The following is a 24,995-nucleotide window of genomic DNA, read 5'->3' on the forward strand; positions in this document are numbered from 1 at the left end:
AGTTAGCAACGATCCGGCTTTTTTTCAGGAGCTGAATATGAAAACATTTCCTCCCGTCGCGCTGGGCACATGGTCCTGGGGCACAGGCTTTGCCGGTGGCGACACCGTCTTCGGCAATCATCTTTCTGATACTCAGATGGCAGAAGTGTTCACCACGGCCATGAGTAAGGGCCTCAATCTCTGGGATACCGCAGCAGTATATGGCATGGGGAGTTCCGAGGCAGCGCTGGGAGCATTAGTCCGTCAGTTCTCCCGCGAGTATATGATTTTATCCACCAAATTCACGCCGCAGATTGCGGACGAACAGTCAGCGCAGCCTGTCAGCGATATGCTTGAGGCCAGCCTCGGACGCCTGGGCGTGGAAGCGATTGATATCTACTGGATCCATAATCCCCTCGACGTCGAGAAATGGACGCTTGGACTGATCCCGCTCTTACAAAGCGGTAAGGTAAAACGCGTCGGTGTTTCCAACCATAATCTGGCACAAATCAGACGAGCCAACGAGATCCTTAACGCCTCCGGTAATTCCATCAGTGCAGTACAGAATCATTACAGCCTGCTCTATCGCGCTTCTGAAGAGGCTGGGATCCTTGAGTATTGCCGACAAAATAATATCACGTTCTTTGCTTACATGGTCCTGGAGCAAGGCGCGCTCAGTGGTCGTTATGATTCAAATCATCCCATGCCTGCCGGGAGTGGCCGGGCAGAAAGTTATAACGCAGTGCTGCCGCAGATAGAGAGATTAACCGCCGCCATGAAAAAAATGGGAGCCGAGAGGAATGCCAGCGTTGCGCAGATAGCCATCGCATGGGCTATTGCGAAAGGTACCCTTCCACTCATCGGTGCGACTAAAGTCCGTCACGTTCTGGACGCCGCCAGCGCTTCAGACATCCAGTTACGCGATGATGAAATCATCCTGCTGGAACAACTCGCCACAGAGACCAGAGTGGATACACGTGGCGCCTGGGAAAAACCGATGGTGTAAACCCCGTCCGGGACAGACTGTCATGAATGACACTCACATATGGGCTGTTCCGGGTAATCCTAATCTGCATCACTTTTACTGCTTTGTATGAATGGTGAGAATATGAAAATCATTTGCCTCGAAGAACATTATCTCGACAGCGAGTTAGGGCGAGCGTGTATGCCTGTTGCGCTTGAGCAGGCGCCTTTCCTTGGCGACTGGGGGAAAACCGTCACTGATGGTCATAATCCGGACCGAAGCCGGCCGCAGATAGAAAAGAATTCGCGGATAAACCAGAAAGGCGTTGATTTGGGAAGCCGTCGTCTCAGAGATATGGATGAGGCTGGAATTACCATGCAGATCCTCTCTGTGGGAGGATTCCCCCAACTGGCACCCGAGGATGAAGCGGTAACATTAAACACGGCGGCAAACGAACGCCTTGCCGGAGCGGTAAGAAATCACCCGGAACGCTTCGCGGCATTTGCCACACTTCCCTGGGCACAGCCGAAAGAGGCCGAAAAAGAGCTTGTCCGCACAGTTGAAGAATTGGGGTTTAAAGGGGCACTTCTGAGTGGCAGACCCTATTCATGCTTTCTCGATCATCCTGATTATGACTCCCTGCTTTCCCGCTTTAATAAACTGAATGTGCCACTCTATCTTCATCCCGGATTACCGTTAAAAAGCGTACAACAGGCCTATTTCACTGGCTTCAGCGCAGAGGTCAACGCCAGGCTCTCTATGTTTGGCTGGGGCTGGCATCATGAAGCGGGGATCCATTTATTGAGGCTGATGTTATCGGGCGCATTTGATAAATATCCCCAGCTGCAGGTAATCAGTGGCCACTGGGGGGAGATGCTACCATTTTGGCTACAGCGTCTTGACGACAGTCTTCCACTGGCTGCAACGGGTCTGTCACGAACGCTAACGAGAACCTTCCAGGAACACGTTTACGTTACCCCGTCAGGTATGCTGACACTGCCGCACTTCAAGTTTATCTACGAATTAATGGGGGCAGAAAGGATCCTGTTCTCCGTTGATTATCCCTATCAGACCCTGGACGGTGTAAAAACATTTATCGAAAGTCTCCCCGTCAACAAGGCTGAAAAAGAGGCCATCGCGTTTCGCAACACAGAGCGTTTACTTGGCATCACGGCTTAGTTCACTAGTTCATGATGACTGAACACAATGAGAACAATCGACCATTATTAGTTTTTGCCTAAAAGTGAATGAGCCTTTACTGTTCTAAAAAAAATAATGTTGTCACTCTATAATGGGTTAAATATTCACAAATAATGTTTAACTAATTGAAATGAAAAATATCCTTGTTGTTTCAGGTCATCCTGAACTTACTTGTTCCGTAGCAAACGCCACTATCCTTGATGAAGTGGCGACCGCTCTTCCCGATGCTGAGATTCGTCGTCTGGACAGGCTCTATCCGAACGGCAAATTCAATATCGCTGCGGAGCAAGAAAGCCTGCTCAGGGCCGATGTGATTGTCTGGCAGTTCCCTTTTTCCTGGTATGGGCTGCCCGGGTTAATGAAACAATGGCTGGACGAGGTCTTTGTCCACGGCTTCGCGCATGGCTCAACGGCAAAACTGGGTGGCAAAAAGCTGATCCTCTCCTTCACTACAGGGGCGCCACTGGCGCTCTATACCGCTGACGGTTTCTTTGGCCATGCCATTGAAGAGTATCTTATTCCGTTCGAAACCACGGCAAGGCTGTGCAATCTTAAGTTGCTGGCGCCGGTTTATACCTGCGGTATCAGCTATGCCGACCGGGATGCTGACAAAATCGCACAGCAAAAAACGCTTGCCCGGGAACACGCTTCAAGGCTTGTCTATCTGCTCAATACCGTTCGTGAATAATCCAGAGGGAGAATAACGATGCAGTATACCCGGCTCGGTAAAAGTGACTTACTGGTCTCCCGCATCTGCATGGGATGTATGGGGTTTGGCGATCCGTTGACGGGCCAGCATCGCTGGACGCTGGGCGAAACAGCAAGCCGCGACATCATTCATTACGGCCTCGAAAAGGGTATCAACTTTTATGATACCGCCATCGCCTATCAGAACGGCTCCAGCGAGCGGTACGTTGGCCGGGCGCTACGGGAGATGGCGAAACGCGATGAAGTCGTGCTGGCCACCAAGTTTCTGCCACGAACCACCGCGCAAATTGCCGGAGGGATCAGCGGAAAAGAGGCAATAGCCCGATCGCTAGACCAGAGCCTACAGAATCTGGGGATGGACTACATAGACCTCTACATCTACCACATCTGGGATTACAACACGCCTGTTATTGACGTGCTTGAAGCGCTGCATACCGCCGTTACTGCGGGCAAAGTGCGCGCTATTGGTATTTCAAATTGCTATGCCTGGCAGCTGGCGAAGGCGAACGCCCTTGCCGAGCGCGAAGGGCTGACGTCCTTTGTTTCCGTACAGAGCCACTACAACCTGATTATGCGTGAAGATGAACGAGAGCTCTTCGGTCTGTGCGCTGAAGATAATATCGCAATGACTCCCTATAGCGCGCTGGCCAGCGGCCGTCTCTCCCGTAAAGAAGGCCACACTCTGCGAGCCACGGAGGATAACTATGCGCGTGGAAAATATGACAGCACGGCTGAACAGGATCGGATCATTATTGAGCGTGTAGCCGAACTTGCCGAAAGGCATCAGGTGTCCATGACGGAAATATCTCTCGCCTGGCTGCTGACAAAAGTCACGTCACCTGTCGTAGGGGCCACAAAAAAAGATCACGTCGATGGCGCGGTAAATGCAGTAAATCTTCAACTGAGCCCGGAGGAAATCCAGTTTCTGGAAGAAGCCTACCAGCCGCATGTTCTGACGGGGATTATGGCGCAAAACACGCCGCAAACGAAAGACGTTAAGCAGGTCTGGACGCGGTAGCCCTTATTCACCTTCATTAAATGTAATCAGGAGGGAGCATGTTTTTTAAAACAGCTGTAGCCTTTCTTTTCATCATCTCTGGGCTCGCTTCAGCAGTGGCGGCAACACCTGCTTATTACATCGCAGAGTTTCAGGTGACCGATCGTGAAGCTATCAAACCGTACAGCGCTCAGGTCGAATCAACCTTCAGGCCATTTGGTGGGCACTTCATCGTCAGAGGAGGTGAACCCGATGTTAAAGAAGGGTTCGGAGCACAGGGCCGACTGGTTGTTATTAAGTTTGAGAGTCTCAAAAATGCCCAGGACTGGTATCACTCGGCAGCGTACCAGAAGATCATCCCTATCCGTCACCGTGCCGGCAATTCGCGAACCTATATCGTAGAAGGATTACCGGAACTGGCCCCTGTTACACCATAGCGCTTACAGTCCAGTTAAAACAAAGGAGGTTTTATGATGGTGTTACGTCAGCGCAGAGCAGCAGCATTATTTTTGTTTGCATTTATTTTCCTCATGCCCGTTAGTCATGCACATAGCCGTGAAAAGGCCGACATTAAAACGCTCGTTATCGTCTCTCACCCTTATCCGGAACGCTCAGTTCTGACAAAAGGGCTGCAGGAAGCCGCTGAGAGTCTGGAAGGCGTGACGGTTCGCAACCTTGAGACGTTGTATGGCTATGACACACGTCGGATTAATGGCGACGCGGAGCGAAAAATGATGCGTGAGAACCGTCGTGTCGTTTTTATCTTCCCAACACACTGGTTCAATATTACGCCGATGATGAAAGCCTGGTTGAATGAAACCTGGGGAAGTGTCGGCCCCGGTCTGTGGCAGGGAAAGGAGATGTTTGTTGTCAGTACGGCTGCGGGGGGAAGCTCCACTTACGGGCCGGACGGCAGGATCGGGGTATCCCTTGCGGATGTGTTTTTACCGATGAAGGCCAGCGCCCTGCACGCCGGTATGACGTGGCTTCCTCCCCTGGTCTTTGAGAGCGCGAGTAGCGATCGGCTTCCCTCCTACCAACACCAGTTGATTGAACGTCTTAAACAGTAATGTCAGTAAAAGGATCATCGTGAAAAAGAGCCTTATGCTTTTAATTTGCCTGCTAGTAAGCAGCCCTGTCTTTGCAACAAAACCGGACACGCAGGATAAGCCCGTGATGAATATCTTCGAGCTTGGCGTCAGACCCGCCCGGGACAGGGATTTTGATGACGTGGCCAGACAAACGATTTCCGCTTCGGTTGAACATGAAGAAGGTACGCTGGCGATGTACGCCCTGCAACGCAGCGACAATCCACGTCAGGCATTCATGGTCGAACTCTATGAAAACGAGGGTGCTTACCGCAAACATCTGAATGCCGACCCGTACAAGGCATTCGCTGCTCGTGCACCTGACATTATCGATCGGAAAAAGAAAATCACCCTGGAGCCACAGTTTCTGGGGGACAAACACATCATACCGGACGAGCGGACCATCAATAATCTGGTGATCGTCGAAGTTAAGCCTGAATTTCAGACCGAATTTAAAAACATCGTCCTGCCTGAAATGGCGGAGTCGCTCAAAGTAGAGAAAGGCGTGTTAGCCATGTATGCCGCTACAGACTCACACACTCCGAACCGCTGGTATTTCTATGAGATTTACGCCAGTGAGGAAGCGTATCAACTGCACCGACAAACGCCACACTTCCGGGACTATCTCAGGCAAACGGCGCATATGAGCGCCAGTAAGAACGCTATCCCGGTAAAACCGGTATTTCTTCGTAACAAAGGCGGAATCAAACAGGATCCGCACCGTTGACCAGTGAGGATTAACATGAAAAGCGTAATTGCAGCGGCGGCCATGTCGCTTGTTATTTCTGATTTTGCTAATGCTGAGGAAACAAGAGGTAAAGCTATGATGAAAATTGAACCTTCAGCGATTTCGGAAGCTGATATTCGTTCTGTCTCACCGGCTCTGGCACGCTTTGGTCGCGAAGCTATTACTGAAGATCTGTGGACACGCGATGCCCTCTCGCCCAGGGACCGTAGTATGGTGACCGTCGCCATGCTGATTGCCAGAAACCAGCTTGGCGACCTCAAACACTATATAGACATTGCCCTTGATAATGGCGTGACGCCAGCGGAAGTGTCAGAAATCATTACCCATCTGGCGTTCTACTCAGGTTGGCCAAATGCAATGTCAGCCGTCAGCGTGACCAAAGCGGTTTTTGCATCTCGTGGCGTCACGGCAGATGCACTTCCTGAAGCTTCTCCGGATCTGCTCCCCCTCAACCAGGAAGCAGAAAAACAGCGTTCAGAAACAGTGGGAAAAAATGTGGGCCCAATATCTCCAGGCCTGGTTAAATTCACTGCTGACCCACTGTTCCTGGATCTCTGGCAAAGACCCGCGCTGAACCCCCGCGACAGAAGCCTGATTACGGTCAGCGCATTAATCGCATCCGGACAGAGCGCGCAGATTGGCTATCACCTTAATAGAGCTATGGATAATGGACTTTCAGCCGAAGAGGCGGGTGAAGTCGTTACCCAGGCCGCGTTCTACGCTGGCTGGCCAAATGCATTTACCGCAGCGCCGGTTGTGGGTGAGGTATTACGTAATCGGTCATTCAGCAAAAAATAAAATGTTCAGGAAGGACCCGCTTTTAGTGGTTCCTTCCATATCTTTTTCTCTGCTTCTTCATACAGAAAATCGTGGCTATCACCACGTAATACACCTTAACCTGCCCGGAGATGGTTATCTCACCGTAATGTGAGCAACGTCCGCTTCTGGCACAAAGCAGACATGCGGGCGTAAATGGTCCGCTTTGAGCGAGGAGCGGGCAACAAAAATAGAGCGGAAAGAGGATAGGAAATCTCGCTTTTTTTTTCAGGCCAGCCACCTGGTTCAGCTGGCCTTCATTTGAAACGTTGTTATATGGGAACGGGTCAGGTCAGTGCGACCCTCACCTTTAGTCCAATAACGAGTGTGGCAAAAAACATTATGCAACCAGCGGTAATGAAAACACCTGTTACGCCGCTGAAACCAAAGAGTAATCCTCCCAACGCAGCACCCGCAGCAATTGAGGACTGAACTGCTGCGACTACCATGCCGCCAGCAGTTTCAGCCTGATCGGGAACGGATCGCGCTACCCAGTTTGACCACGCAACGGGTACACCACCAAATGCCATCCCCCATAACGCGACGAACAACATCAATCCTTTTTCCTCTAGTGGCAGCAAAATCATGCTTAATGCCGCTAAACCAACAAGCGCTGGCATGAGTATCAGGGTAAGACGCAGGCTTCTCTCCATCATCCACCCGGCCAGCAGCGTGCCAATAAAATTAGCGATGCCAAATCCAAGCAGTATCAAAGACAAACGATCCACATCAAGTTGGGCAATATTTTCCAGAGCCGGACGAATATAGGTAAACAACGCATACTGACCCGTATGGGCAATCACACACCCCGTCATTCCCATCGCAATGCCTGGACGGCGGAGTAAATCCATGACAGAAGCCGTTATCATCATTTTACGCGGAGCCATTCCAGGAAGGGTAAACAGCTGAAAGAGCAGTGTCAGCACGCCTACTGCGGTTGCAGCGATAAAAGCACTACGCCAGCCATAAAGCCCCCCTAAATAGCTCCCCAGCGGGATCGAAACTACGGTACCGACAGCAATACCGCTAAAAATAATAGAGAGAGCACGCGGGACGCTTTTAGCTGGGACCAGCCGCATAACTACGGCAGCAGCCAGACTCCAGAAGCCTCCCAGCGCGATGCCCAGCAAAATGCGCATGACTAACAGAACAGCCAGACTGGATGAAAGTGCGACAAGCAGGTTTGAGGCAATCATCAGCACGGTAAAACTAAGCAAAACATTTCGGCGATCATAATTACGCGTCAGGCGGGGAACCATCAGACCAGCAAACAGGGCCACCACAGCGGTTACTGTCACAGCCTGACCTGCAAGAGCTTCGGTCACACCGAGATCGGCAGCCATGGGTGTCAACAGGCTGGCAGGAAGATATTCTGCAGTCAGCAAGCCAAACACGCCCATCGTCAGTGAAATAACGGCCATCCATGCGGACTCTTTGGGTTCCGCACTCTTCAAACTCGCGGATACAGCTACAGTTGCTTCATTTCTCATAACACACTCTTCTTGGGAAAAAATGACAACACCAAGTCTAGAGTTGAGCAGCTGGACGATCTATGATGCCACATCCTGATTTTTTACCCGAAACGCCGATTATGCCTGTGAATAAACATTTCGCCCTGTCATCCGAACTCATCAGTGAACTGCTGCTGGAAATGCGGCTGCGTGGTGTGCAGTATCGCCGTTTACAGACTGGCTCTCAGTTTGGCGTCGGTTTTAGCAACAGACCGGGACATGCCTATTTTCATTACATCGCTGTGGGTACTGCTCTGCTTCGCACAAACGACGGTACATTGCACGAACTGAAAGCCGGAAGCATGGTATTCATGCCGCAGGGTGAGGATCATCAGCTTGTATCGGATGTCAGCTGTTCATTTCAACATATCGACACCTTAGGATCTGCTCCCTTAGGTGAAGCCGTCAGCGGAATCAATACTTGCCCGAGTTCGCATCCGACACCCAGCACGGTTCTATTTTATGGCTGTATGGAGTTCGATCTCGGTGGAATGCAGGGTCTTGGTAAACTGATGCCGCAAGCCATAGTGGTTGAGGCAAATGAACAGATCTATCCGGGGCTGGTTCCCATTCTGGGCGCGATGAAATTTGAAATCTGTTCCGGACGCGCTGGCTTCGCGGGCATTCTGGCACGCCTCGCAGAAGTGGCGGCTGCCATGATTGTGCGAGGATGGATCGAAAATGGCAGCGAGAACGCCGCAGGCCTGATCGCTGCGTTACGTGATCCACGACTCGCCCGTGCAATTCTGGCGATTCATCGCGATACGGGTCGGGAGTGGTCTGTTGCCGAGCTTGCTGCCCAGTCGCATGTGTCACGTTCTGTTTTTGCTGAACGCTTCAAATCAATCATCGGCATACCTCCTCAGCGCTATGCAAGGGAGGTGCGAATGCGCATCGCAGGTCACTGGATTATTCACGAAAAGATCTCAATTGAGACTGTTGCTCTTCGCCTCGGCTATGCCTCACAGGCAGCGTTTAGCAGAGCTTTTAAGCGCATCAATGGATATCCGCCGGGCGCTATGCGTCAGCGACCAGCACGAGGCGTTAATACAATAAATGAGTGAATGTTGTCTTTATATTTATTGGACTCACTGTATGACGCTGCTCTCAACATTAAAAACTGAGCGGAAACGGCTTTTAACACTCAAGGTATCGTAATTTTCTTAATGTCCGCTTTTGGCACTCAGCAGACATTCAGACCCATCAAGATTCCTGCTTTGCTGGCGGAAGCAATTTTTTAGCTGCGTGAATGAGCTTTTCAATCTCTTCCAGAGGGATGCATCCTTCGTAGCAAGAAAAAGAGAACTCATGAGTGACATCGGAATAGAAGACTTCAGCAATTTGCCGGAGCGGGGATGTTCCAGCCTCAGAAAGCTCGAGGTACATCCCATCACGGATGACATCGCTTCCACGGGTTATTTTCCATTTTTCCTATTAACAAGGCCTCTGTTCGAGCGCAATAAAACGTAAAACATTCCCCAGAAGATAACTTGCACAGGTCCGCTGTGAACGAGAAGCGGACATTTGCATTCCCAGATCAGCACCTCTGGACTTAATAGGCGTTTGCGTTAAGCACCTCATCTGAAGCATCCATAATCCCTATGAGTTTATCTCCAATAGTGGACAATAAATCCACTATAGAGTATTCATATCAAATCATAATGGCAGGGCTCAATAGAGTTAATATGGATTCTTTACTTACATTTGTAATGCTGATTGCCGGAGGGGTTGCTCTGGTTATTCAGAACACGTTGATGGCCAAGATAAGTTACTCAGCATCAACAGTATTGATAGCTCTGGTGCTGAATTCTGCAGTAGGGCTTACCCTGCTCAGTAGCTTACTTGCGGGAAAAACCGGTGTGACAGGGTTTTACGAGCTAATACAATCGTTCAGGGGCTGGATGCTACTTCCGGGCATTTTAGGTTCTTTTTTTGTATTTACTGGGATAACTGGTTATCAGAATATCGGTGCTTCGCGAACGATTGCGATACTGGTCGCCAGTCAGCTTGTCGCAGGTCTGGGATATGATATCTACCGCAGTGGTACAGAGAATTTAATTAAAAACGCACCAGCCATAATTGGAGCTGTGTTACTGGTTGCGGGCGCTTTTCTCGTTGCATCGCGCAAGTTCTGATCTCAAGCTTTGTCACCGGCACATCCCTGTGCCTTTTATTGCTTCTAATGTAGTGTTCTGTGAGTATTCGCTATCAGGGGAGTTCCCGTGTATCAAGGCGTAACTGCATAAACGTCAGGTCCAGCCAGCGGCCAAACTTGTTGCCTACCTCTGACATTCTGCCGGCCTCTGTGAAACCGAGTTTTTTATGAAGCTCGATTGAGGTTGAGTTTCCAGATTCAATGCCGGCCACCATGACGTGTTTCCCCTGATCGGCTGCAAGTTTGATCAGTTCTTCCATCAGTGCCTTACCTGCGCCACGCCCCCGGGCACTTTTATGCACATAAACAGAATGCTCAACGGTGTGGCGATAACCGTCCCACGGGCGCCAGTCGCCATATGAGGCATATCCCAGAACTGAATCGTTCGCATCAACAAATACGATGACGGGAAAGCCTGCATCACGACGGTCTTTCATCCATTTTATTCGGTTAAGAAAATCGACCTTATTTTCGTTCCAGATAGCCGTGGTATTAAGCACGGCATCGTTATAAATCTCAGCGATGGTTTCAGCATCGTGTTCTGTAGCAGTACGAATTTGCATAGTAGACACCCCGTCTTTCATTCACTAAAGTAGATAAACCGTACACTATTATACTTATCCATTATGTTAGATAAAATGTCTAGTAAAGAAGACGGCTTGAACACTCGTATTGGCCTGAAGATAAAGTTTGAAAGAGAAAGACGGGGCTGGTCCCTGACCGATTTGGCAGCTAGCTCTGGCGTATCACGAGCGATGATTCATAAAATTGAGCGTGGTGAAAGCAGCCCAACAGCAACCCTGCTTGCGAGACTTTCTGGCGCTTACGACATGTCTATGTCCCAATTGCTTGCTGAAACGGAAGTTCGTACCGGAATGCTTGTCAGATATGAAAATCAGGCTCTATGGCAGGATCCTGAAACAGGCTACATCCGTCGCCATGCTTCACCAGGGCAGATCCCCGTAGACCTGGTTAGTATCGAGCTGCCTGCAAATACTGCCGTGCCTATGCCCGCCATCTCCTACCTTTCACGACGTCAGCTCATTTGGGTCATTGAGGGTAAGCTGACATTTGTCGAGGGCAGCACAACCTTTGAGATGTTACCGGGTGATTGTCTGGAGCTTGGTGATCCCGCTGACTGTATCTTCAGAAATGATACAGGTGACCTTTGCCGCTATGCCGTGATAGTTCTCAAGCCATCCTAATCACGAGCATGAGAGCTGACTTTTTCATAGTTTGCGAAAAATTCATCAGGAGGTAATTCTTTAGCCTAACTGAGCATCCCATTTGAGCCTAATTTTGTAACCGTCGGGGTGATAGCAACGTTTCTGCAGGCACATAACAGTCCAGTTCGCGCAATGTCCGCTTTTGGCACGAAGCAGCCCAAAAGGATTTTATTGGGCTGCTATGAGCGATAAGCTCTTGTGCTAAATGACGCTTTCTAAGGAGCATGCAAAATATGTTCGACCATTCAACCCACCCCGACGTCGCCGAATGGTTTGCAAGGTTCGGTGTTGCCGAGGTGTCATATAGCGGGTGTTCCGTCGACCTAACCAACGAACCGCCTGAGCACTGGTTTTACAAGCGCAACAAGTTGCGGCCTGAAAGCCTGAAACTGGATTTGCGCATCCCATCTAACGGAAACTGGTTGGTCGACCTGTCGCGTCATGACAAGCTGTTCAACATTCAGTGGCGCCCAAATGATGACTTGCGCATCGAGTCGGAGCAACTGCGCTACCGAAAATTGATCAAATGGCCCCGACTATCCAGCCTCATGGATTTTCCCCTGCTGGCTGGACAACTGGAGCAATGCCTGGATGTGCGCTTCCTGCGGCATGCCAATTTCGGAGCGCGCTTGCTCGAACCCGAGGCGTTGTCGTGCAATTCCAAAATCCGTCAATGGTTAGCACCCTGCGCCGACACTTTTGGATGGAACAGAAAAATGCAGCCGGAGTAGCGAGTACGGCGAAGCACCCTCTTCTATTTTGACTAATTCCAGGAAACTTCGAATGAAGAGGCACTATTCTTCTGGACGGTCACGAGTCAGATTTGGAGTGACCAGAGTCTTAATACTGGTCATGTCCGCTTCTGGCACGAAGCAAACATGCGGGCGTAAAGGGTCCGCTGTGAGCGAGGAGCGGACCTTACGCATCCCTGATAACATTGGCTCTGTGTAGTGGGAATTGAACTTTGCGATTCATTGCGAATTCCCTACCGCCATTGCAGCCAGCCTGATTCACCGTAACCTTTGGATTACTAACCCTAATTAATCTGTCCATTGTTTCCGTAGTAATGAAAAAACATGATGTTAGAAACCGGATTCATGGCCATAAATCACGGTCTTGTTCCCCTCAAAGTAATCGTATGAGGTCTTTATGCTGATAGCGCAGGTTTCAGACATTCACGCCTCAAACCAAAATGATCACCTGTTTCGGTTCGACCAGGTACTGAACTGGCTTGCGCATCTGCAACCGGACGTACTGGTACTTACAGGTGATCTAACGGATGGGCATTGGCAGGAAGGATATAAACAGATAGCTGACCGCCTGAATCAGCAAAATTACCCTTCATTGATCCTGCCCGGTAACTCAGACGACCGCAGTCTGATGCGTTCGGTTTGGGGTGAGAACCGATGGTTGCACAATGCCCAAGGAGAGGCCTTGCACTTAATCCATAACACAAGTGATCTTCGCCTGATTGGTTTAGATTCGACGATTGATTATAAGGATTACGGCAGTGTGACTGACCATCTGGAATGGTTGGATAATCAACTTAGCGACACAGGCGGCACTCCGTCATTGCTGTTTATGCACCATCACGTATTTGCATCTGGTATACCGACGCTTGATGAAACGATGTGCAGAGGTCTAACAGAAATGGAAGATTTGATTAGACGCGCCCCGGCCAGACTACTCGCCATTTCTACAGGCCATGTCCACAGACCAATCGCGGGTACGTTGGCAGGCATACCGGCCTACATTTGTGGCTCCGTCTGCCCGGCTAATCCTGTCTGGTTTGGAACAGTAAACGTTCCTCCTGTGAATGATCCGCCAGCGTTGATGATTCACCGCTACGTCAGTAACTCTTTTACCAGCCATCACGTTTGCGTTTAATTAGCATTCAGAAAACGCATAGACCTTATAGAAAACGACATGCTCCCCAGTGATCAACACATAATGTTCCGAGAGAGCAATATCCTCCTTTGGCACTGAGTTGCCTAAAGGGCTTCGACTGTTAGAGCCAATAGCAGACGTTACTGCCTTGGGCTACAACCAATTTTAAAGCCAAGCTGAAAAGACTGGCAGATGGCAAATCCGAGCTGTCCGCGCTAATCTCACTGGCGACATAAGCATTGGGTATATCACTTTTGAAAGGGTATAGGGAATGGCGGAAGAAATCAGTCTTGAGGTATGTGAAGATTCAGATGCAGCGAAATTGCTGCCAATTGAAGAAGGGCTAAATGAATTTAACGATCTTATGACGGGTATAAACGATCGTAAACCCCTTTCTGTCTTAGTAAAATCAACCAGCACGGGTAAGGTCCTTGGCGGAATGCAAGGGCGGTCTTCACTGGGACTCCTGTTTATTGATCTTTTTTATCTTCCACCAGAGTTGCGAAAAATGGGGATAGGTTCAGACATCCTCCATCGCTTTGAAGATGAAGGACGAAAAAGAGGCTGCTCTGCTGCGTTTCTCTATACAATTAGCTTTCAGGCTCCTGATTTTTATAAAAAGTACGGCTGGGAAGAGTTTGGGCGTATTGACAGTAAACCGGAAGGAATAAGCCGTATTTTTATGAAAAAATCATTATAGGACATATTGAATTTTGGCTAATATACGAACGGTGAGTTCAAAGAAAAATGAATCCCAACAGGTCATCTAGAATCTTAAGTATTATTTGCTACAAAATAGACGTCCTTTTCGCTTATAGCAACCTCAGGATAAAGGCTGTCGGTTAAAGTGCTCACTTTACAGTCCAAAAAGTGTCATTGATATCGAGGATAGGGTCAAACTGAAGCGATTCCCGTTGATTTCATATCAGACAAAAATCAACGGACCGGCAGCTCATCGGATAAAAACACATCTACAGCAAGTACATCAAAGGCAACATTTTCTGATAAAAACTGAATGCTGAAATGTCTGAACTTCGGCGATTCATGACTCGACACAAGACTCCACGTTTTCAAGTTGTCTCTCAGCCACTCTGAATCTGCAAACTCCGTCAACTTACCAAGCTTAAACTCACTTGGAACACTATCTAACTCAAAAAGAGAGCCTCCAGGGAACGGCCCCCGGATGAAACATCGCACATAGTTGAATGTAATTTCCCGCCTTAAAGCCAGTACCACCTCTTCGTTATCAACTAAAATCTCTTTTTCATAATCAATATCGAGTATTACATCTAGTCCAACGGAGTGGAACGATACCCTTGACTCACCATATCCTGGTAGCCACTCGTAGGGATCCATTATCAATCTGGGCTGACCTTTCTTCATGAAAACACCTAGTTGGTTGCTCTGCGCCTTTCAACGGCAATTTGTTAATTTTAACTGAATCTGCTACCAGAACATTTAAATAATGGCATGAAATTCTGCTCCTGGCATTCAGCAGCCCAAAAGGATTTTATTGGCCTGCTTAGAGCGATAAGCTCTTGTGCTAAATGACGCTTTCTAAGGAGCATGCAAAATATGTTCGACCATTCTACCCATCCCGACGTCGCCGAATGGTTTGCAAGGTTCGGTGTTGCCGAGGTGTCATATAGCGGGTGTTCCGTCGACCTAACCAACGAACCGCCTGAGCACTGGTTTTACAAGCGCAACAAGTTGCGGCCTGAAAGCCTGAAACTGGATTTGCGCATCCCATCTAACGGGAACTGGTTGGTCGACCTGTCGCGTCATGACAAGCTGTTAAACATTCAGTGGCGCCCAAATGATGACTTGCGCATCGAGTCGGAGCAACTGCGCTACCGAAAATTGATCAAATGGCCCCGACTATCCAGCCTCATGGATTTTCCCCTGCTGGCTGGGCAACTTGAGCAATGCCTGGATATGCGCTTCCTGCGGCATGCCAATTTCGGAGCGCGCTTGCTCGAACCCGAGGCGTTGTCGTGCAATTCCAAAATCCGTCAATGGTTAGCACCCTGCGCCGACACTTTTGGATGGAGCAGAAAAAGCAAGAAAAAGAGAACTCATGAGTGACATCGGAATAGAAGACTTCAGCAATTTGCCGGAGCGGGGATGTTCCAGCCTCAGAAAGTTCGAGGTACATCCCATCACGGATCACATCGCTTCCACGGGTTAGATTGTATTGGATCTTAGCCATTAATTTAATTTTCCATTTTTCCTATTAATGAGGCCTCTGTTCGAGCGCAATAAAACGTAAAACATACCCCTGAAGGTAACTTGCACAGGTCCGCAGTGAGCGAGGAGCAAACGTTCATTCCTGAATGATAGCCACATATTTGCTCTGGGCTACGTGAAGAGCATCGCAAGCAAACAATTTTATATCGGTGCACATTTATTTAGCGTCGCTAAAGCGTGTGCAGGGTCTTAGCCAGGAACCATTTGAAAATCAGAACCTCGCTTAGAGAGGGGCTACTTTACGTGGATAACATCACCGTGTTAAAATTTCATTTTTAAGTCTCAGGACATGGATATGTTTAATCGATTTAAATCTTTAGTAGCGACTCCAAAAAATAGTTTTGAAAGAACCACAGGAAATTTTAATTATACTGGCGCTTACATTTCTATCAATAATAAACTGGCCTATCGCTACGATTCCCGCTCACCTGATGAAATCAAAAAGAATGGATTTGCTGGTACACTGAGTCGTGATACTGAAGAGATTCGCGTTTTTGGGGAACAGAACGTATTTGCTTCGCGTTCCAAAGAAGGGGCGAAAAAATTTTTAGACATTAATCAGTATGTAGGACGGGAAAAAATTCAGCATCTTTATGAAATTAATACAAAAGGGATGCCGACATTTTCATTCGTTGAAAATAAAAACATTAACTCTGATGCGTTAATTGAAAATATCGCTGAGTTTACTCTGCAAAGGGCACTCGTTGAGTTTCCGAGAGATCAGGCCAGGCTTTTCGCAAGAGAAGCCATTGAGAATCTATACTGTTCTGTCGATGAACTGCATATCAATGGCCCAATACCTTCCTCACGAATAAAACATATTACGACCATCCTGGTGAAATGAGTTATTCATGTAGCTGAGGGAATACCCTTAGCTACAATCGCCTCAACTCCGTTTTTCTTCTGATGTGAGGTAAGCCCCTTTATTCTTGACCCGATAACGGTGATGAGCCGTTTACATCGTTTATTCCGCTCGTATGCGACAATAATGATGGATGTAACCCTGACATCAAATAGCAACTCTGATTGGCAAGCGTTTCTGAGTTCAGAAATCACTTATATATTTTATTTAACTAACGGACTTTTTGCCGCCTGCCCTATTCGGAATTTTTTATATACCCAGCTGTCAGGATATTCGGCAATCTATCCGCGATAAGAGGTTTAGTCTTAGCGATATTTAAAAACATCACGTTCTCTTTAATAAGAGCATTTGAATAGTAAAGATGTAGGCCCAGATATGTCTACAGGCTCGGGGGCACTGCACTCCTCAGTGCCGCCTTTCGTACCAGTGAACTAGTTCACGGTGTACAACATGGCTCGTTTGCACTATATTGTCGCGCTTAAGGTCAGAGTCGCAGAATAATCACGCGCTTTCTGACGTCCTTTACCATCTCTTCTTTTACAGCAATTCGTTATATGAATCGTGATAAAAGCCACGCGAGGATCCGCACTATGGCGACGCTTTCCAGGGAAGCCCCACTCCGTTCCGTCTTTGGCGGTGCAATGATTATCGGCGGAACCATCATCGGTGCCGGGATGTTTTCGCTGCCGGTGGTGATGTCCGGCGCCTGGTTCTTCTGGTCGGTCGCCGCACTGGTTTTCACCTGGTTTTGCATGTTGCATTCCGGGTTGATGATCCTCGAGGCCAACCTCAATTACCCGATTGGCTCCAGTTTTAATACCGTAACCCGCGATCTGCTCGGTCAAGGCTGGAACCGGCTGAACGGCATCACCATCGCCTTCGTGCTGTACATTCTGACTTACGCTTATATCTCGGCCAGCGGCTCGGTTATCCAGCATACGATGCGTGAAATGTCTGTGAGCTTTTCACCGCGTCTGGGCGGAATGCTGACCGCACTGGCCGTCGCGTTTATCGTCTGGCTGAGCACCCGTGCGGTCAGCCGGATGACCGCCATCGTGCTCGGCGCTAAAATCATCGCGTTCTTCCTGACCTTCGGCAGCCTGTTGTGGCACATCAGGCCGGTCAATCTGCTCAACAGCGTGGAACTGCATCCGAGTTATATGCCCTATGTGCTGGCGACGCTGCCGTTTTGTCTGGCGTCGTTTGGCTATCACGGTAATGTTCCGAGCCTGATGAAGTATTACGGCAAGAACCCGCAGGTGATCAAAAAATGTCTGCTGCTAGGCACGCTGATGGCGCTCGGGCTGTATGTGATCTGGATGCTGGGGACCATGGGCAATATTCCGCGTCCGGATTTTATCGGTATCGCTGAACGCGGCGGCAATATTGATGTGCTGGTGCAGTCACTGAGCCAGATCCTCAACAGCGAAGGCCTGGATTTACTGCTGACGATTTTCTCGAATTTCGCCGTCGCCTGCTCTTTCCTTGGCGTCACGCTCGGGTTGTTCGATTATCTGGCGGATTTATTCAAGTTTGACGACAGCAAAACCGGACGTTTCAAAACGGCGCTGGTCACCTTCATTCCGCCGATGATTGGCGGCGTGATTTACCCGGACGGCTTCATTTATGCCATCGGTTTCGCCGGGCTGGCGGCCACGGTCTGGGCGGTGATCGTACCTGCGCTGATGGCGCGCAAATCGCGTAAACGCTTTGGCAGCCCGCTGTATCGGGTCTGGGGCGGGAATAAAATGATTGTGCTGGTGCTGCTGTTCGGGGTGCTCAATGCGGTGGTGCATATTCTTTCGAGCGTGAATCTGTTGCCGGTATACCGGTAATGCGCAGGCACCCGTTCCTGATGCGGTATCGGGAACGGGTTCGTCTCAGGCGGGGAGAGAATCCGGGTGCCGCCAGTGCAGCCGGGGGGCTAAGTAGCAGCGGAGTTCTTCAGGCTGCTGCTCATTGATAAGACCGATCACCACGTCAAAGCAGTGCATCGCCAGCTCGCGGCAATCCTGTGCCACGGTGTCGATTTTCACTGACAGCGAATCATAAAGATAATGGTCATCGAAACTGCACAGGTGAATGTCACTCTCGAGCAGTTTGTGCTGGCTCATATAACGCAACACCCCTTCCATGAGGCCGCACGAGGCGACATACAACGCTTTGGGCGGACGCCCCAGACGCGCGCAGAGATTTGCAAACATCTCATAGCCGGAGCTCGGATGATAATTGCCGTACATGATCCACTCAGGCTGGAGGCTGACGCCGGCACGTTCAAGGCCCAGCTGATAGCCCGCCAGACGGTCACGCGTCGGGGAAATTCGCGGCTGGCCGCCGAGAAAATAAAACTCATCGGCATGGTTTTTTGCCACGCGGGCGACCAGTTCAGCGGAGGATTCGATCGCTTCGCACACCACCAGCGGCAGCTGAGTGTCCTGCATGTGGCGGTCAAAAAGCACCACCGGCAACTGCTGACTGATTTTGACGTATTCGGCGTCGTTGAGCATGCTTGAGGCGACGATCAGCCCATCCACCTGGCGCTGGATCAGGTTATTCACCACCATGGTTTCCTGACTGGTATTTTCATCGGTACAGGCGATCAGCAACTGCATACCGTTCTCGCGGCACAAGGTTTCAAGCTCGTTTGAGCAGGCTGCGAAGCCATAGTTGGTCATTTCCGGCACCACCAGCCCCAGCGTGTAACTGCGCGCCGCGTTGAGTGAACGGGCGTGAATGCTCGGCTGATAATGTTGCTCAGCGGCCACCGCAAGCACGCGATCGCGCGTGACATCGGAAATGCGAAACTTTTTGCTGTGTCCGTTGAGCACCTGGCTGGCAGTCGATTTCGACACGCCAGCCAGTTCGGCTATGCCGCTGATAGTAATGCGTTTGGTCTTTTTCACTGCGCCATATTCTGTTGTCCGGAAAGACGTTTAGTCTATCACGCAATCCGTCAACGACCAGTAACGCAGCGCTATCTGCTGTGCCCCGCTGAAGGTCAGTTGCGCCGGTAACGCAGGAAAATAGCGCGACGACATCACCGCCTCTCCGTCATTGATGAAAATTTCAACGGATGAACTGTCGCACAACAGCGTCAGGGAGCGTAACGCGCCTCGCCAGACGCGCTGCTCCTGCTCGCCGCTGCGACGGTTTTGACGCGTCAGACGCAGCCATTCTCCGTCCCAGGCCAGTTGCAGATTTCCACCCAAATCCGCGGCAAACGGCCCGGAGGTGTCGATTTCCACCTCCGCACGGCTGATGGTCCACACCGGCGCGTCCTGCGCGATGCCCCGCCACGCCTGCACTTCACCGCGTAACTGGCGCAGCTCACGCGCCGGGCGCTGAATAAGCCTGCCGTCTTCCAGCGTCAGTTCACGCGGGCAGGTCATGGTATGGATCCAGCCCTGCGCGACGGTCGGCTGATAAAACTCATCGCCGTCGGGAATGCCCATCCAGCCGATCAGCAAACGGCGGCCATCATCGGTCTGAGTGGTTTGCGGTGCGTAAAATTCAAAGCCGAGATCCAGCTCGCGGAACTCGCCATGCGCCAGCGTCCCGCGGGCGTAATCGAGCTGCCCGACGAAATACCCGGACTGGAACGTATTCAGGTAGCGATCGGCCTGGGCAGGCAGCCCCTGCGGACAGCAGACCAGCACGTCGCTGCCGGACAAACGGAACAGATCCGGGCATTCCCACATATACCCAAACTCGCCCAGCCCGTTCAGGCCGGAACCGGCGATTTCACCCAGCGATTCCCATGACAGCAAATCTTCAGAGCGCAGCAGCAGGATTTTGCCTTGCAGGCTGAGATCCTGCGCGCCCAGCACCATGTACCAGCGGCCTTCGTGCTGCCAGACTTTAGGGTCGCGCACATGGCCGGTGTAACCGGCGGGTAAATCCAGCACCGGCCCGGTTTTCTCAAACTCGCCGCGCACGTTTTCACGCGCCAGGCACTGAAACGCGGTGCGGCTGCCGTCCGGGTATTTCACATTGCCGGTGTAGATCAGCGTCAGCTGACCGTTGTCCGTGACAGCTGAACCGGAATAACAGCCGTGCGACTCATACTCTTCTGCCGGTGCCAGCGCCAGCGGCTCATGCTGCCAGTGCAGTAGATCCGCTGAGCTCCAGTGCCCCCAGAATTTTGCCCCGTGCGCGCAGGCCAGCGGATTCCATTGATAGAAAAGATGGTAGCGGCCGTTGTGCTGCACAAAACCGTTGGGATCGTTGAGCAGACCGACCGGCGGCGCGAGGTGCCAGCCGGGACGGTAAGGGTCAGCGGCGGCCTTCACCTGCCCCGCCACCACGCTGCGCAACGCCTGTTTCAGCAAACTCACTTCCGACATTATTCACTCTCCGTTTTGTATTTCAGCAGCAGGGAAAGCAGGAATGCGCTGCCGAAAGCAATCACTAAACCGATCAGGTAGCTGACCATCGAACTGGCCTGCACAATCGCCAGCCCCGGAATACCGGTCAGGCCGACGGCGGTCATGTTGACGTGCATCGCCACCACCCATGCCCCGCCGAGCGCACCGCCGGCTAAGGCGGCAATGAACGGTTTCATAAAGCGCAGGTTGATACCGAAAATGGCCGCTTCGGTAATGCCCAACATAGCCGAGAATGCCGAAGGAATGGCGATCGCTTTAATTTTCGCATCACGGGTTTTGAAGTACACCGCCAGACAGGCACCGCCCTGCGCCACGTTAGCCATCGACCAGATCGGCAACAGGAAATTCACGCCGATGTTCGGGTTGCCCAGCAGCCCGGCTTCAATGGCATGGAAGCTGTGGTGGATCCCGGTGATAACAATCACCGAATACAGCCCGCCAAAGATAAGCCCCGCGACCCAGCCCGCATGGGTGATCAGCGTGCTGAGAATAAAGGAAATGCCATCACCCAGCGCACGGCCTGCCGGGCCGATGATCAGGAAAGCGATAAAACCAGAGATAATCACCGTCAGGAAAGGCGTCAGGATCAGATCGAGCGCGTCGGGAATGACTTTCCGCAGACGTTTTTCGATGAAGCTCATAAACCAGACCGCCAGCAGCACCGGGAACACCGTGCCCTGATATCCGATCATCGCAATCTCCAGACCGAAGAAATTCATGGTGTGGAAACCGCTGGCAACGCCCCAGGCATTGGTCAGCGCCGGATGGGTGAGAATGCCGCCCAGCGTGGCGCCGAGGAACGGGTTACCGCCAAATTCACGCGCCGCGGTGAACCCGATCAGGATCGGCAGAATGATAAACGCCGCCGAACTGAACATGTCGAGCATGATAAAAATCGCGCTGTCCGGGTTGGCCCAGCCGTAGGTTTTCACCATACCGAGCAGCCCCATCAGCAGGCCGGAGGCGACGATGGCCGGAATGATCGGCACGAAGATATTCGACAGCACGCGCGCGATACGCTGGAACGGATTGAGCTTTTGCGCCGCAATATTGGCCGCTTCGGATTTGCTGGATTCGCCAATCCCCGCCACTTTAATAAACTCGGCGTGAACCTTGTTCACCAGACCGGTGCCAAAAATGACCTGAATCTGACCCGCATTGCTGAAACAGCCTTTCACGCCCTCGACTTTTTCGATGGCGCTTTTGTTCACCAGGCTGTCATCCACCAGCACCAGGCGCAGACGCGTGGCGCAGTGTGCCGCGCTGGCAATATTGTCTTTGCCTCCCAGTAACGGAAGCAGTTCAGTCGCGATTGCATTGATATTCATAATGTTCCTTGTATTACCCTGAACGATAACGCCCGATGTGCTCAGGCGTATCATGGTGATTCACACCCTGCTTTTTAGAACCAGGTTTCCATCTGGATGCCGAAATTCCACTGGCCGCCGGAGGTGAAACCGTCCGTCCCGAACGAGTCGCTGGAAGAGTAGCTGTCCAGTTTGTGGCTCCAGTCCATGTAACTGGCGAAGAAACGGATTTCAGGACGGCTGAGCATATCGCTGATATCCCCCACTTTAAACGTCGGCGCGAAGGTCAGTTTGTAGAATCCGCCTTTCACTTTGTTGTTATTCTGATAGCCCTGCGGATCGAGATCCATGTACTGATAGCTGCCTTCATAGGCCAGTTCAAAGTTTTCGGTGATCTGCTGGATAAGACGGGTGTTAAAGGTCAGCCACTGATAATCGTCGCCGGAGACATAACGGTCTTTGCTCTGTTGAGCGAGGATCGCCGGAGCGATATTCCAGTTTTTACTCAGCGGCGTGATGCCGTAAGTGGCCAGACGTACGGTACTGGCGTCGTCGGTCAGATGCCCGTCCGAGCCCAGCGCTTTCACTTCTGCCCCTAAACCGTGACCGTACAACAGCGCGGTTTTCGATGTCCCTTCGCGCAGGCCGTAGAAGCTGTCGCCGTGGTAGGCCAGCAGGGTATGGAAGCCGGTATCCGCGGCATTAGTGACGCCCTGTGTACCGGTGTTTTCGCGATCCTGATTGTTTTTGGCACGCAGCCCGCTGACCATCCACTGGAACGGCCCGGCGAAGTTATTCGCCGTGACGATGTAGTTCTCAATGCGGGTGTCGTCATTGCTGTTGTTGTTATCGTCCAGATCGTCGAAGTTGCGCCCGTAGAGCGAGAAGTTACTTTTCAGGTTATCGCCCCACTTCACGTCATAAATCCCGCCGCCGGTGCCGGCGAGGAAAATGACGTCGGAATCGAGCCAGTGAATATCAAAGTTATCGCGGTCAAAGCGTTTACCCGCCCACAGCGTGGAGTCTTTCCACGGGCCGGTGAACGTCGGCAGCGAACCCAGTTCCACAAACGCCTGACGAATATTCAGATCGCTGGTCGCGCCGGTCCAGTCGTTATAACTGCGCTGGCCGTCGGCAAGCATCACCTTATAACGTGAAGTTGCGCCGCTGGCCATGGTCTGGTTGTGCTCCAGATTCAGCTCAACGTAGGTGTTGTTTTCGTTGCCCAGACGGCCGACCGCGCCCCCGGTTTGTCCGGCTGGCGTCACGTAAGGGCCGCTTTCCGTCGAGGTGGCGGAATCATTCATGATCACGCCGGAACGGGCGTAACCGGTGAATTTAAACCCGCTGTTATCGCTGCTGCTGGTTTTGGTATTACTGGCTAACGTTTCGGTGCGTTTTGCCACATCCGCCGTTTGCTGCTGGGTAATTTCTGCCGTCTTCGCCACCTGACGGGTTTGCTGCTCGTTGCTGGCGGTGCGTGTTTCCAGCTGCTTAACCTGCTGTTCTGCCTGCGTTGCGCGGGCTTCGGCCTTGGCGGCGCGGCTTTCAGCCTGTTGCAAACGTTTTTCCATGGCGTTGAAGCGGGCTTCAATCGCACTGGCGGAAATATCGGCCCCCTGAGCCGCAGAAGAAAGAATAAGTCCAATAGCAACAGCAAGATAGCGAGGTTTCATCATCATTTTTATCCCTCAGAAGAAATGTAATTATTATGGGAAAAACTGTTTAGCTAAATTGCTAAACTGGTTTTCCTGAGCACAATAAGCACTCCCCCCGCCTTTAGGCAACGAAGTTCGCCAGTCTTGTAGTGGAATTGTGATCTTGCTGGCAAATCGTCACCGAATCCTAATAATTCATTTGTGCTTGATTAGCTAAACCGGTTCTTCTACTTTATCGACAGATGACTTATCAGGACGAGAAAAAGGGAATGAAGATGAATAAGCGGGTTTGGGTATTGGGCGATGCCGTGGTGGATTTGATCCCCGAAGAAGATGGCCGTTTACTGAAGTGCCCCGGCGGCGCACCGGCCAACGTGGCGGTCGGCATCAGCCGTCTTGGAGGAAACAGCGGTTTTATTGGCCGCGTGGGCGACGACCCTTTCGGCGCATTTTTGCGTAAAACGCTGGATGACGAAGCGGTGAACACCGAATTTATGCACCGCGATCCGCACCACCGGACCTCCACCGTGGTGGTGGAAAACGATGCTGACGGCGAACGATCGTTTACGTTTATGGTGCGCCCGAGCGCCGATCTGTTTCTGCAATCTGTCGATATTCCTGCGTTTTCCGCCGGAGAGTTTTTGCACCTGTGCTCAATTTCACTTTCCGCTGAACCCTCGCGTTCTTCCGCCTTTTTAGCCATGGCGCAGATGAAAGCGGCAGGCGGCCAGGTCAGCTTTGATCCGAATATCCGTCACGATTTATGGCCGGATGAAAATGCACTGCGCGAATGCCTCGAGCAGGCACTGTCGCTGGCAGACGTAGTAAAAGTGTCTGAGGATGAACTCGCGTATCTGACCGGCGAATCGCTGCTGTCAGAAGGCATTTTGCGGCTTTGTCAGCGCCACGATCCGGCGTTATTGCTGGTCACTCAGGGAAAAGACGGCGTGTCGGTGTATCGCAAACAGGATGCCTCGCTGATGCAGTATCCAGCGCCGAAAGTGCAGGCCATCGATACCACCGGCGCGGGCGATGCGTTTGTTGCCGGGCTGCTGGCCGGACTGGCACAGCACGGCCCGCAACCGTCACCCGAGGCGTGGCACGCCATTATCCGTCAGGCACTCACCTGCGGCGCGCTAGCCACCACCGCACGCGGCGCAATGACGGCGCTGCCGGATGCGCAGGCGCTGGCCGTCTTTAGGGGGCAGGCGTTTTAAACATGTCATCTGGCGTATAAAAAAACGGCGCAACCGCGAT

The 24,995-nt window shown here is 51.3% G+C and carries 25 protein-coding genes; 18 read left to right on the top strand and 7 right to left on the bottom strand.

What is annotated here, in order from left to right; genetic code table 11:
* Positions 1-37: 37 nt before the first annotated feature.
* From J1779_RS16835 to J1779_RS16870, 8 genes are all read left to right on the top strand, one after another.
* Complete coding sequence (locus tag J1779_RS16835) at positions 38-985, top strand: aldo/keto reductase (protein WP_217204313.1); 948 nt, start codon at positions 38-40, stop codon at positions 983-985.
* Positions 986-1,087: 102 nt separating this feature from the next.
* On the top strand, positions 1,088-2,122 hold the full coding sequence (locus tag J1779_RS16840) for an amidohydrolase family protein (RefSeq protein WP_217204314.1): 1,035 nt from the start codon (positions 1,088-1,090) through the stop codon (positions 2,120-2,122).
* Positions 2,123-2,273: 151 nt separating this feature from the next.
* On the top strand, positions 2,274-2,831 hold the full coding sequence (locus J1779_RS16845; protein WP_217204315.1) for an NAD(P)H-dependent oxidoreductase: 558 nt from the start codon (positions 2,274-2,276) through the stop codon (positions 2,829-2,831).
* Between the two features lie 18 nt (positions 2,832-2,849).
* Positions 2,850-3,869, top strand: a complete 1,020-nt coding sequence (locus J1779_RS16850; RefSeq protein ID WP_217204316.1) for an aldo/keto reductase — start codon at positions 2,850-2,852, stop codon at positions 3,867-3,869.
* A gap of 38 nt (positions 3,870-3,907) precedes the next feature.
* Positions 3,908-4,285 (top strand): DUF1330 domain-containing protein, encoded by a 378-nt coding sequence (locus J1779_RS16855; protein WP_217204317.1) that lies wholly within the window; start codon positions 3,908-3,910, stop codon positions 4,283-4,285.
* 36 nt (positions 4,286-4,321) lie between these two features.
* Positions 4,322-4,918: an NAD(P)H-dependent oxidoreductase gene (locus tag J1779_RS16860; RefSeq protein WP_217204419.1), complete on the top strand. Its 597-nt coding sequence runs from the start codon at positions 4,322-4,324 to the stop codon at positions 4,916-4,918.
* A 34-nt stretch (positions 4,919-4,952) separates the two neighbouring features.
* On the top strand, positions 4,953-5,663 hold the full coding sequence (locus J1779_RS16865) for a putative quinol monooxygenase (RefSeq protein ID WP_217204420.1): 711 nt from the start codon (positions 4,953-4,955) through the stop codon (positions 5,661-5,663).
* A 15-nt stretch (positions 5,664-5,678) separates the two neighbouring features.
* On the top strand, positions 5,679-6,482 hold the full coding sequence (locus J1779_RS16870; RefSeq protein ID WP_056774995.1) for a carboxymuconolactone decarboxylase family protein: 804 nt from the start codon (positions 5,679-5,681) through the stop codon (positions 6,480-6,482).
* A gap of 305 nt (positions 6,483-6,787) precedes the next feature.
* On the opposite strand, the gene J1779_RS16875 is transcribed toward J1779_RS16870, so the two are convergent.
* Positions 6,788-7,990, bottom strand: coding sequence for an MFS transporter (locus J1779_RS16875; RefSeq protein WP_217204318.1), 1,203 nt, complete (start codon positions 7,988-7,990; stop codon positions 6,788-6,790).
* Between the two features lie 62 nt (positions 7,991-8,052).
* On the opposite strand from J1779_RS16875, the gene J1779_RS16880 reads away from it, so the two are divergent.
* Together J1779_RS16880 and J1779_RS16885 are read left to right on the top strand one after the other, a co-directional pair.
* Positions 8,053-9,075, top strand: a complete 1,023-nt coding sequence (locus J1779_RS16880; protein ID WP_217204319.1) for an AraC family transcriptional regulator — start codon at positions 8,053-8,055, stop codon at positions 9,073-9,075.
* Positions 9,076-9,696: 621 nt separating this feature from the next.
* Positions 9,697-10,146, top strand: coding sequence for a DMT family transporter (locus tag J1779_RS16885; protein WP_217204320.1), 450 nt, complete (start codon positions 9,697-9,699; stop codon positions 10,144-10,146).
* Between the two features lie 73 nt (positions 10,147-10,219).
* Here J1779_RS16885 and J1779_RS16890 read toward each other — a convergent pair whose 3' ends face one another.
* Entirely contained in the window at positions 10,220-10,729 is a 510-nt protein-coding gene (locus tag J1779_RS16890) for a GNAT family N-acetyltransferase (RefSeq protein ID WP_217204321.1), read from the bottom strand.
* Between the two features lie 63 nt (positions 10,730-10,792).
* Between J1779_RS16890 and J1779_RS16895 the strand changes: the two genes are divergently transcribed.
* The 4 genes from J1779_RS16895 to J1779_RS16910 all read left to right on the top strand — a co-directional run bounded on the left by J1779_RS16895 (position 10,793) and on the right by J1779_RS16910 (position 13,979).
* Complete coding sequence (locus J1779_RS16895; RefSeq protein WP_217204322.1) at positions 10,793-11,371, top strand: XRE family transcriptional regulator; 579 nt, start codon at positions 10,793-10,795, stop codon at positions 11,369-11,371.
* Positions 11,372-11,625: 254 nt separating this feature from the next.
* Positions 11,626-12,123 carry a hypothetical protein gene (locus tag J1779_RS16900; protein ID WP_217204323.1) on the top strand — a complete coding sequence of 166 codons (498 nt, stop codon included), beginning with the start codon at positions 11,626-11,628 and terminating at the stop codon, positions 12,121-12,123.
* A gap of 418 nt (positions 12,124-12,541) precedes the next feature.
* Positions 12,542-13,279, top strand: a complete 738-nt coding sequence (locus J1779_RS16905; RefSeq protein WP_217204324.1) for a metallophosphoesterase — start codon at positions 12,542-12,544, stop codon at positions 13,277-13,279.
* A gap of 271 nt (positions 13,280-13,550) precedes the next feature.
* Positions 13,551-13,979, top strand: coding sequence for a GNAT family N-acetyltransferase (locus J1779_RS16910; RefSeq protein ID WP_122096920.1), 429 nt, complete (start codon positions 13,551-13,553; stop codon positions 13,977-13,979).
* Positions 13,980-14,215: 236 nt separating this feature from the next.
* Here the strand turns inward: J1779_RS16910 and J1779_RS16915 are convergent, their stop codons facing one another.
* Positions 14,216-14,662, bottom strand: coding sequence for a hypothetical protein (locus J1779_RS16915; RefSeq protein ID WP_056775032.1), 447 nt, complete (start codon positions 14,660-14,662; stop codon positions 14,216-14,218).
* Positions 14,663-14,854: 192 nt separating this feature from the next.
* On the opposite strand from J1779_RS16915, the gene J1779_RS16920 reads away from it, so the two are divergent.
* From J1779_RS16920 to mtr, 3 genes are all read left to right on the top strand, one after another.
* On the top strand, positions 14,855-15,364 hold the full coding sequence (locus tag J1779_RS16920; protein ID WP_217204325.1) for a hypothetical protein: 510 nt from the start codon (positions 14,855-14,857) through the stop codon (positions 15,362-15,364).
* Positions 15,365-15,821: 457 nt separating this feature from the next.
* Positions 15,822-16,370: a hypothetical protein gene (locus J1779_RS16925; protein ID WP_217204326.1), complete on the top strand. Its 549-nt coding sequence runs from the start codon at positions 15,822-15,824 to the stop codon at positions 16,368-16,370.
* A gap of 608 nt (positions 16,371-16,978) precedes the next feature.
* Complete coding sequence (gene mtr, locus J1779_RS16930; RefSeq protein ID WP_217204421.1) at positions 16,979-18,223, top strand: tryptophan permease; 1,245 nt, start codon at positions 16,979-16,981, stop codon at positions 18,221-18,223.
* Positions 18,224-18,268: 45 nt separating this feature from the next.
* Here the strand turns inward: mtr and J1779_RS16935 are convergent, their stop codons facing one another.
* From J1779_RS16935 to J1779_RS16950, 4 genes are all read right to left on the bottom strand, one after another.
* Positions 18,269-19,291, bottom strand: coding sequence for a LacI family DNA-binding transcriptional regulator (locus J1779_RS16935; RefSeq protein WP_056775046.1), 1,023 nt, complete (start codon positions 19,289-19,291; stop codon positions 18,269-18,271).
* 30 nt (positions 19,292-19,321) lie between these two features.
* On the bottom strand, positions 19,322-20,731 hold the full coding sequence (locus tag J1779_RS16940) for a sucrose-6-phosphate hydrolase (RefSeq protein ID WP_217204327.1): 1,410 nt from the start codon (positions 20,729-20,731) through the stop codon (positions 19,322-19,324).
* Positions 20,731-22,101, bottom strand: coding sequence for a sucrose-specific PTS transporter subunit IIBC (locus J1779_RS16945; protein ID WP_122096912.1), 1,371 nt, complete (start codon positions 22,099-22,101; stop codon positions 20,731-20,733). The genes J1779_RS16940 and J1779_RS16945 overlap by 1 nt, the downstream gene beginning before the upstream one ends.
* Before the next feature lie 74 nt (positions 22,102-22,175).
* Positions 22,176-23,762, bottom strand: a complete 1,587-nt coding sequence (locus J1779_RS16950) for a carbohydrate porin (RefSeq protein ID WP_056775053.1) — start codon at positions 23,760-23,762, stop codon at positions 22,176-22,178.
* A gap of 251 nt (positions 23,763-24,013) precedes the next feature.
* On the opposite strand from J1779_RS16950, the gene J1779_RS16955 reads away from it, so the two are divergent.
* Positions 24,014-24,955, top strand: a complete 942-nt coding sequence (locus J1779_RS16955) for an aminoimidazole riboside kinase (protein WP_217204328.1) — start codon at positions 24,014-24,016, stop codon at positions 24,953-24,955.
* The last annotated feature ends 40 nt before the right edge of the window (positions 24,956-24,995 follow it).

This window comes from Rahnella rivi (assembly GCF_019049655.1).
Taxonomy (GTDB): domain Bacteria; phylum Pseudomonadota; class Gammaproteobacteria; order Enterobacterales; family Enterobacteriaceae; genus Rahnella; species Rahnella rivi.

Bases quoted from the DNA above. Each gene is read 5' to 3' on its own strand.
- J1779_RS16835 (WP_217204313.1), top strand. From the start codon at position 38: ATGAAAACATTTCCTCCCGTCGCGCTGGGCACATGGTCCTGGGGCACA.
- J1779_RS16840 (WP_217204314.1), top strand. From the start codon at position 1,088: ATGAAAATCATTTGCCTCGAAGAACATTATCTCGACAGCGAGTTAGGG.
- J1779_RS16845 (WP_217204315.1), top strand. From the start codon at position 2,274: ATGAAAAATATCCTTGTTGTTTCAGGTCATCCTGAACTTACTTGTTCC.
- J1779_RS16850 (WP_217204316.1), top strand. From the start codon at position 2,850: ATGCAGTATACCCGGCTCGGTAAAAGTGACTTACTGGTCTCCCGCATC.
- J1779_RS16855 (WP_217204317.1), top strand. From the start codon at position 3,908: ATGTTTTTTAAAACAGCTGTAGCCTTTCTTTTCATCATCTCTGGGCTC.
- J1779_RS16860 (WP_217204419.1), top strand. From the start codon at position 4,322: ATGGTGTTACGTCAGCGCAGAGCAGCAGCATTATTTTTGTTTGCATTT.
- J1779_RS16865 (WP_217204420.1), top strand. From the start codon at position 4,953: ATGCTTTTAATTTGCCTGCTAGTAAGCAGCCCTGTCTTTGCAACAAAA.
- J1779_RS16870 (WP_056774995.1), top strand. From the start codon at position 5,679: ATGAAAAGCGTAATTGCAGCGGCGGCCATGTCGCTTGTTATTTCTGAT.
- J1779_RS16875 (WP_217204318.1), bottom strand. From the start codon at position 7,990: ATGAGAAATGAAGCAACTGTAGCTGTATCCGCGAGTTTGAAGAGTGCG.
- J1779_RS16880 (WP_217204319.1), top strand. From the start codon at position 8,053: ATGATGCCACATCCTGATTTTTTACCCGAAACGCCGATTATGCCTGTG.
- J1779_RS16885 (WP_217204320.1), top strand. From the start codon at position 9,697: ATGGATTCTTTACTTACATTTGTAATGCTGATTGCCGGAGGGGTTGCT.
- J1779_RS16890 (WP_217204321.1), bottom strand. From the start codon at position 10,729: ATGCAAATTCGTACTGCTACAGAACACGATGCTGAAACCATCGCTGAG.
- J1779_RS16895 (WP_217204322.1), top strand. From the start codon at position 10,793: ATGTTAGATAAAATGTCTAGTAAAGAAGACGGCTTGAACACTCGTATT.
- J1779_RS16900 (WP_217204323.1), top strand. From the start codon at position 11,626: ATGTTCGACCATTCAACCCACCCCGACGTCGCCGAATGGTTTGCAAGG.
- J1779_RS16905 (WP_217204324.1), top strand. From the start codon at position 12,542: ATGCTGATAGCGCAGGTTTCAGACATTCACGCCTCAAACCAAAATGAT.
- J1779_RS16910 (WP_122096920.1), top strand. From the start codon at position 13,551: ATGGCGGAAGAAATCAGTCTTGAGGTATGTGAAGATTCAGATGCAGCG.
- J1779_RS16915 (WP_056775032.1), bottom strand. From the start codon at position 14,662: ATGAAGAAAGGTCAGCCCAGATTGATAATGGATCCCTACGAGTGGCTA.
- J1779_RS16920 (WP_217204325.1), top strand. From the start codon at position 14,855: ATGTTCGACCATTCTACCCATCCCGACGTCGCCGAATGGTTTGCAAGG.
- J1779_RS16925 (WP_217204326.1), top strand. From the start codon at position 15,822: ATGTTTAATCGATTTAAATCTTTAGTAGCGACTCCAAAAAATAGTTTT.
- mtr (WP_217204421.1), top strand. From the start codon at position 16,979: ATGGCGACGCTTTCCAGGGAAGCCCCACTCCGTTCCGTCTTTGGCGGT.
- J1779_RS16940 (WP_217204327.1), bottom strand. From the start codon at position 20,731: ATGTCGGAAGTGAGTTTGCTGAAACAGGCGTTGCGCAGCGTGGTGGCG.
- J1779_RS16945 (WP_122096912.1), bottom strand. From the start codon at position 22,101: ATGAATATCAATGCAATCGCGACTGAACTGCTTCCGTTACTGGGAGGC.
- J1779_RS16950 (WP_056775053.1), bottom strand. From the start codon at position 23,762: ATGATGATGAAACCTCGCTATCTTGCTGTTGCTATTGGACTTATTCTT.
- J1779_RS16955 (WP_217204328.1), top strand. From the start codon at position 24,014: ATGAATAAGCGGGTTTGGGTATTGGGCGATGCCGTGGTGGATTTGATC.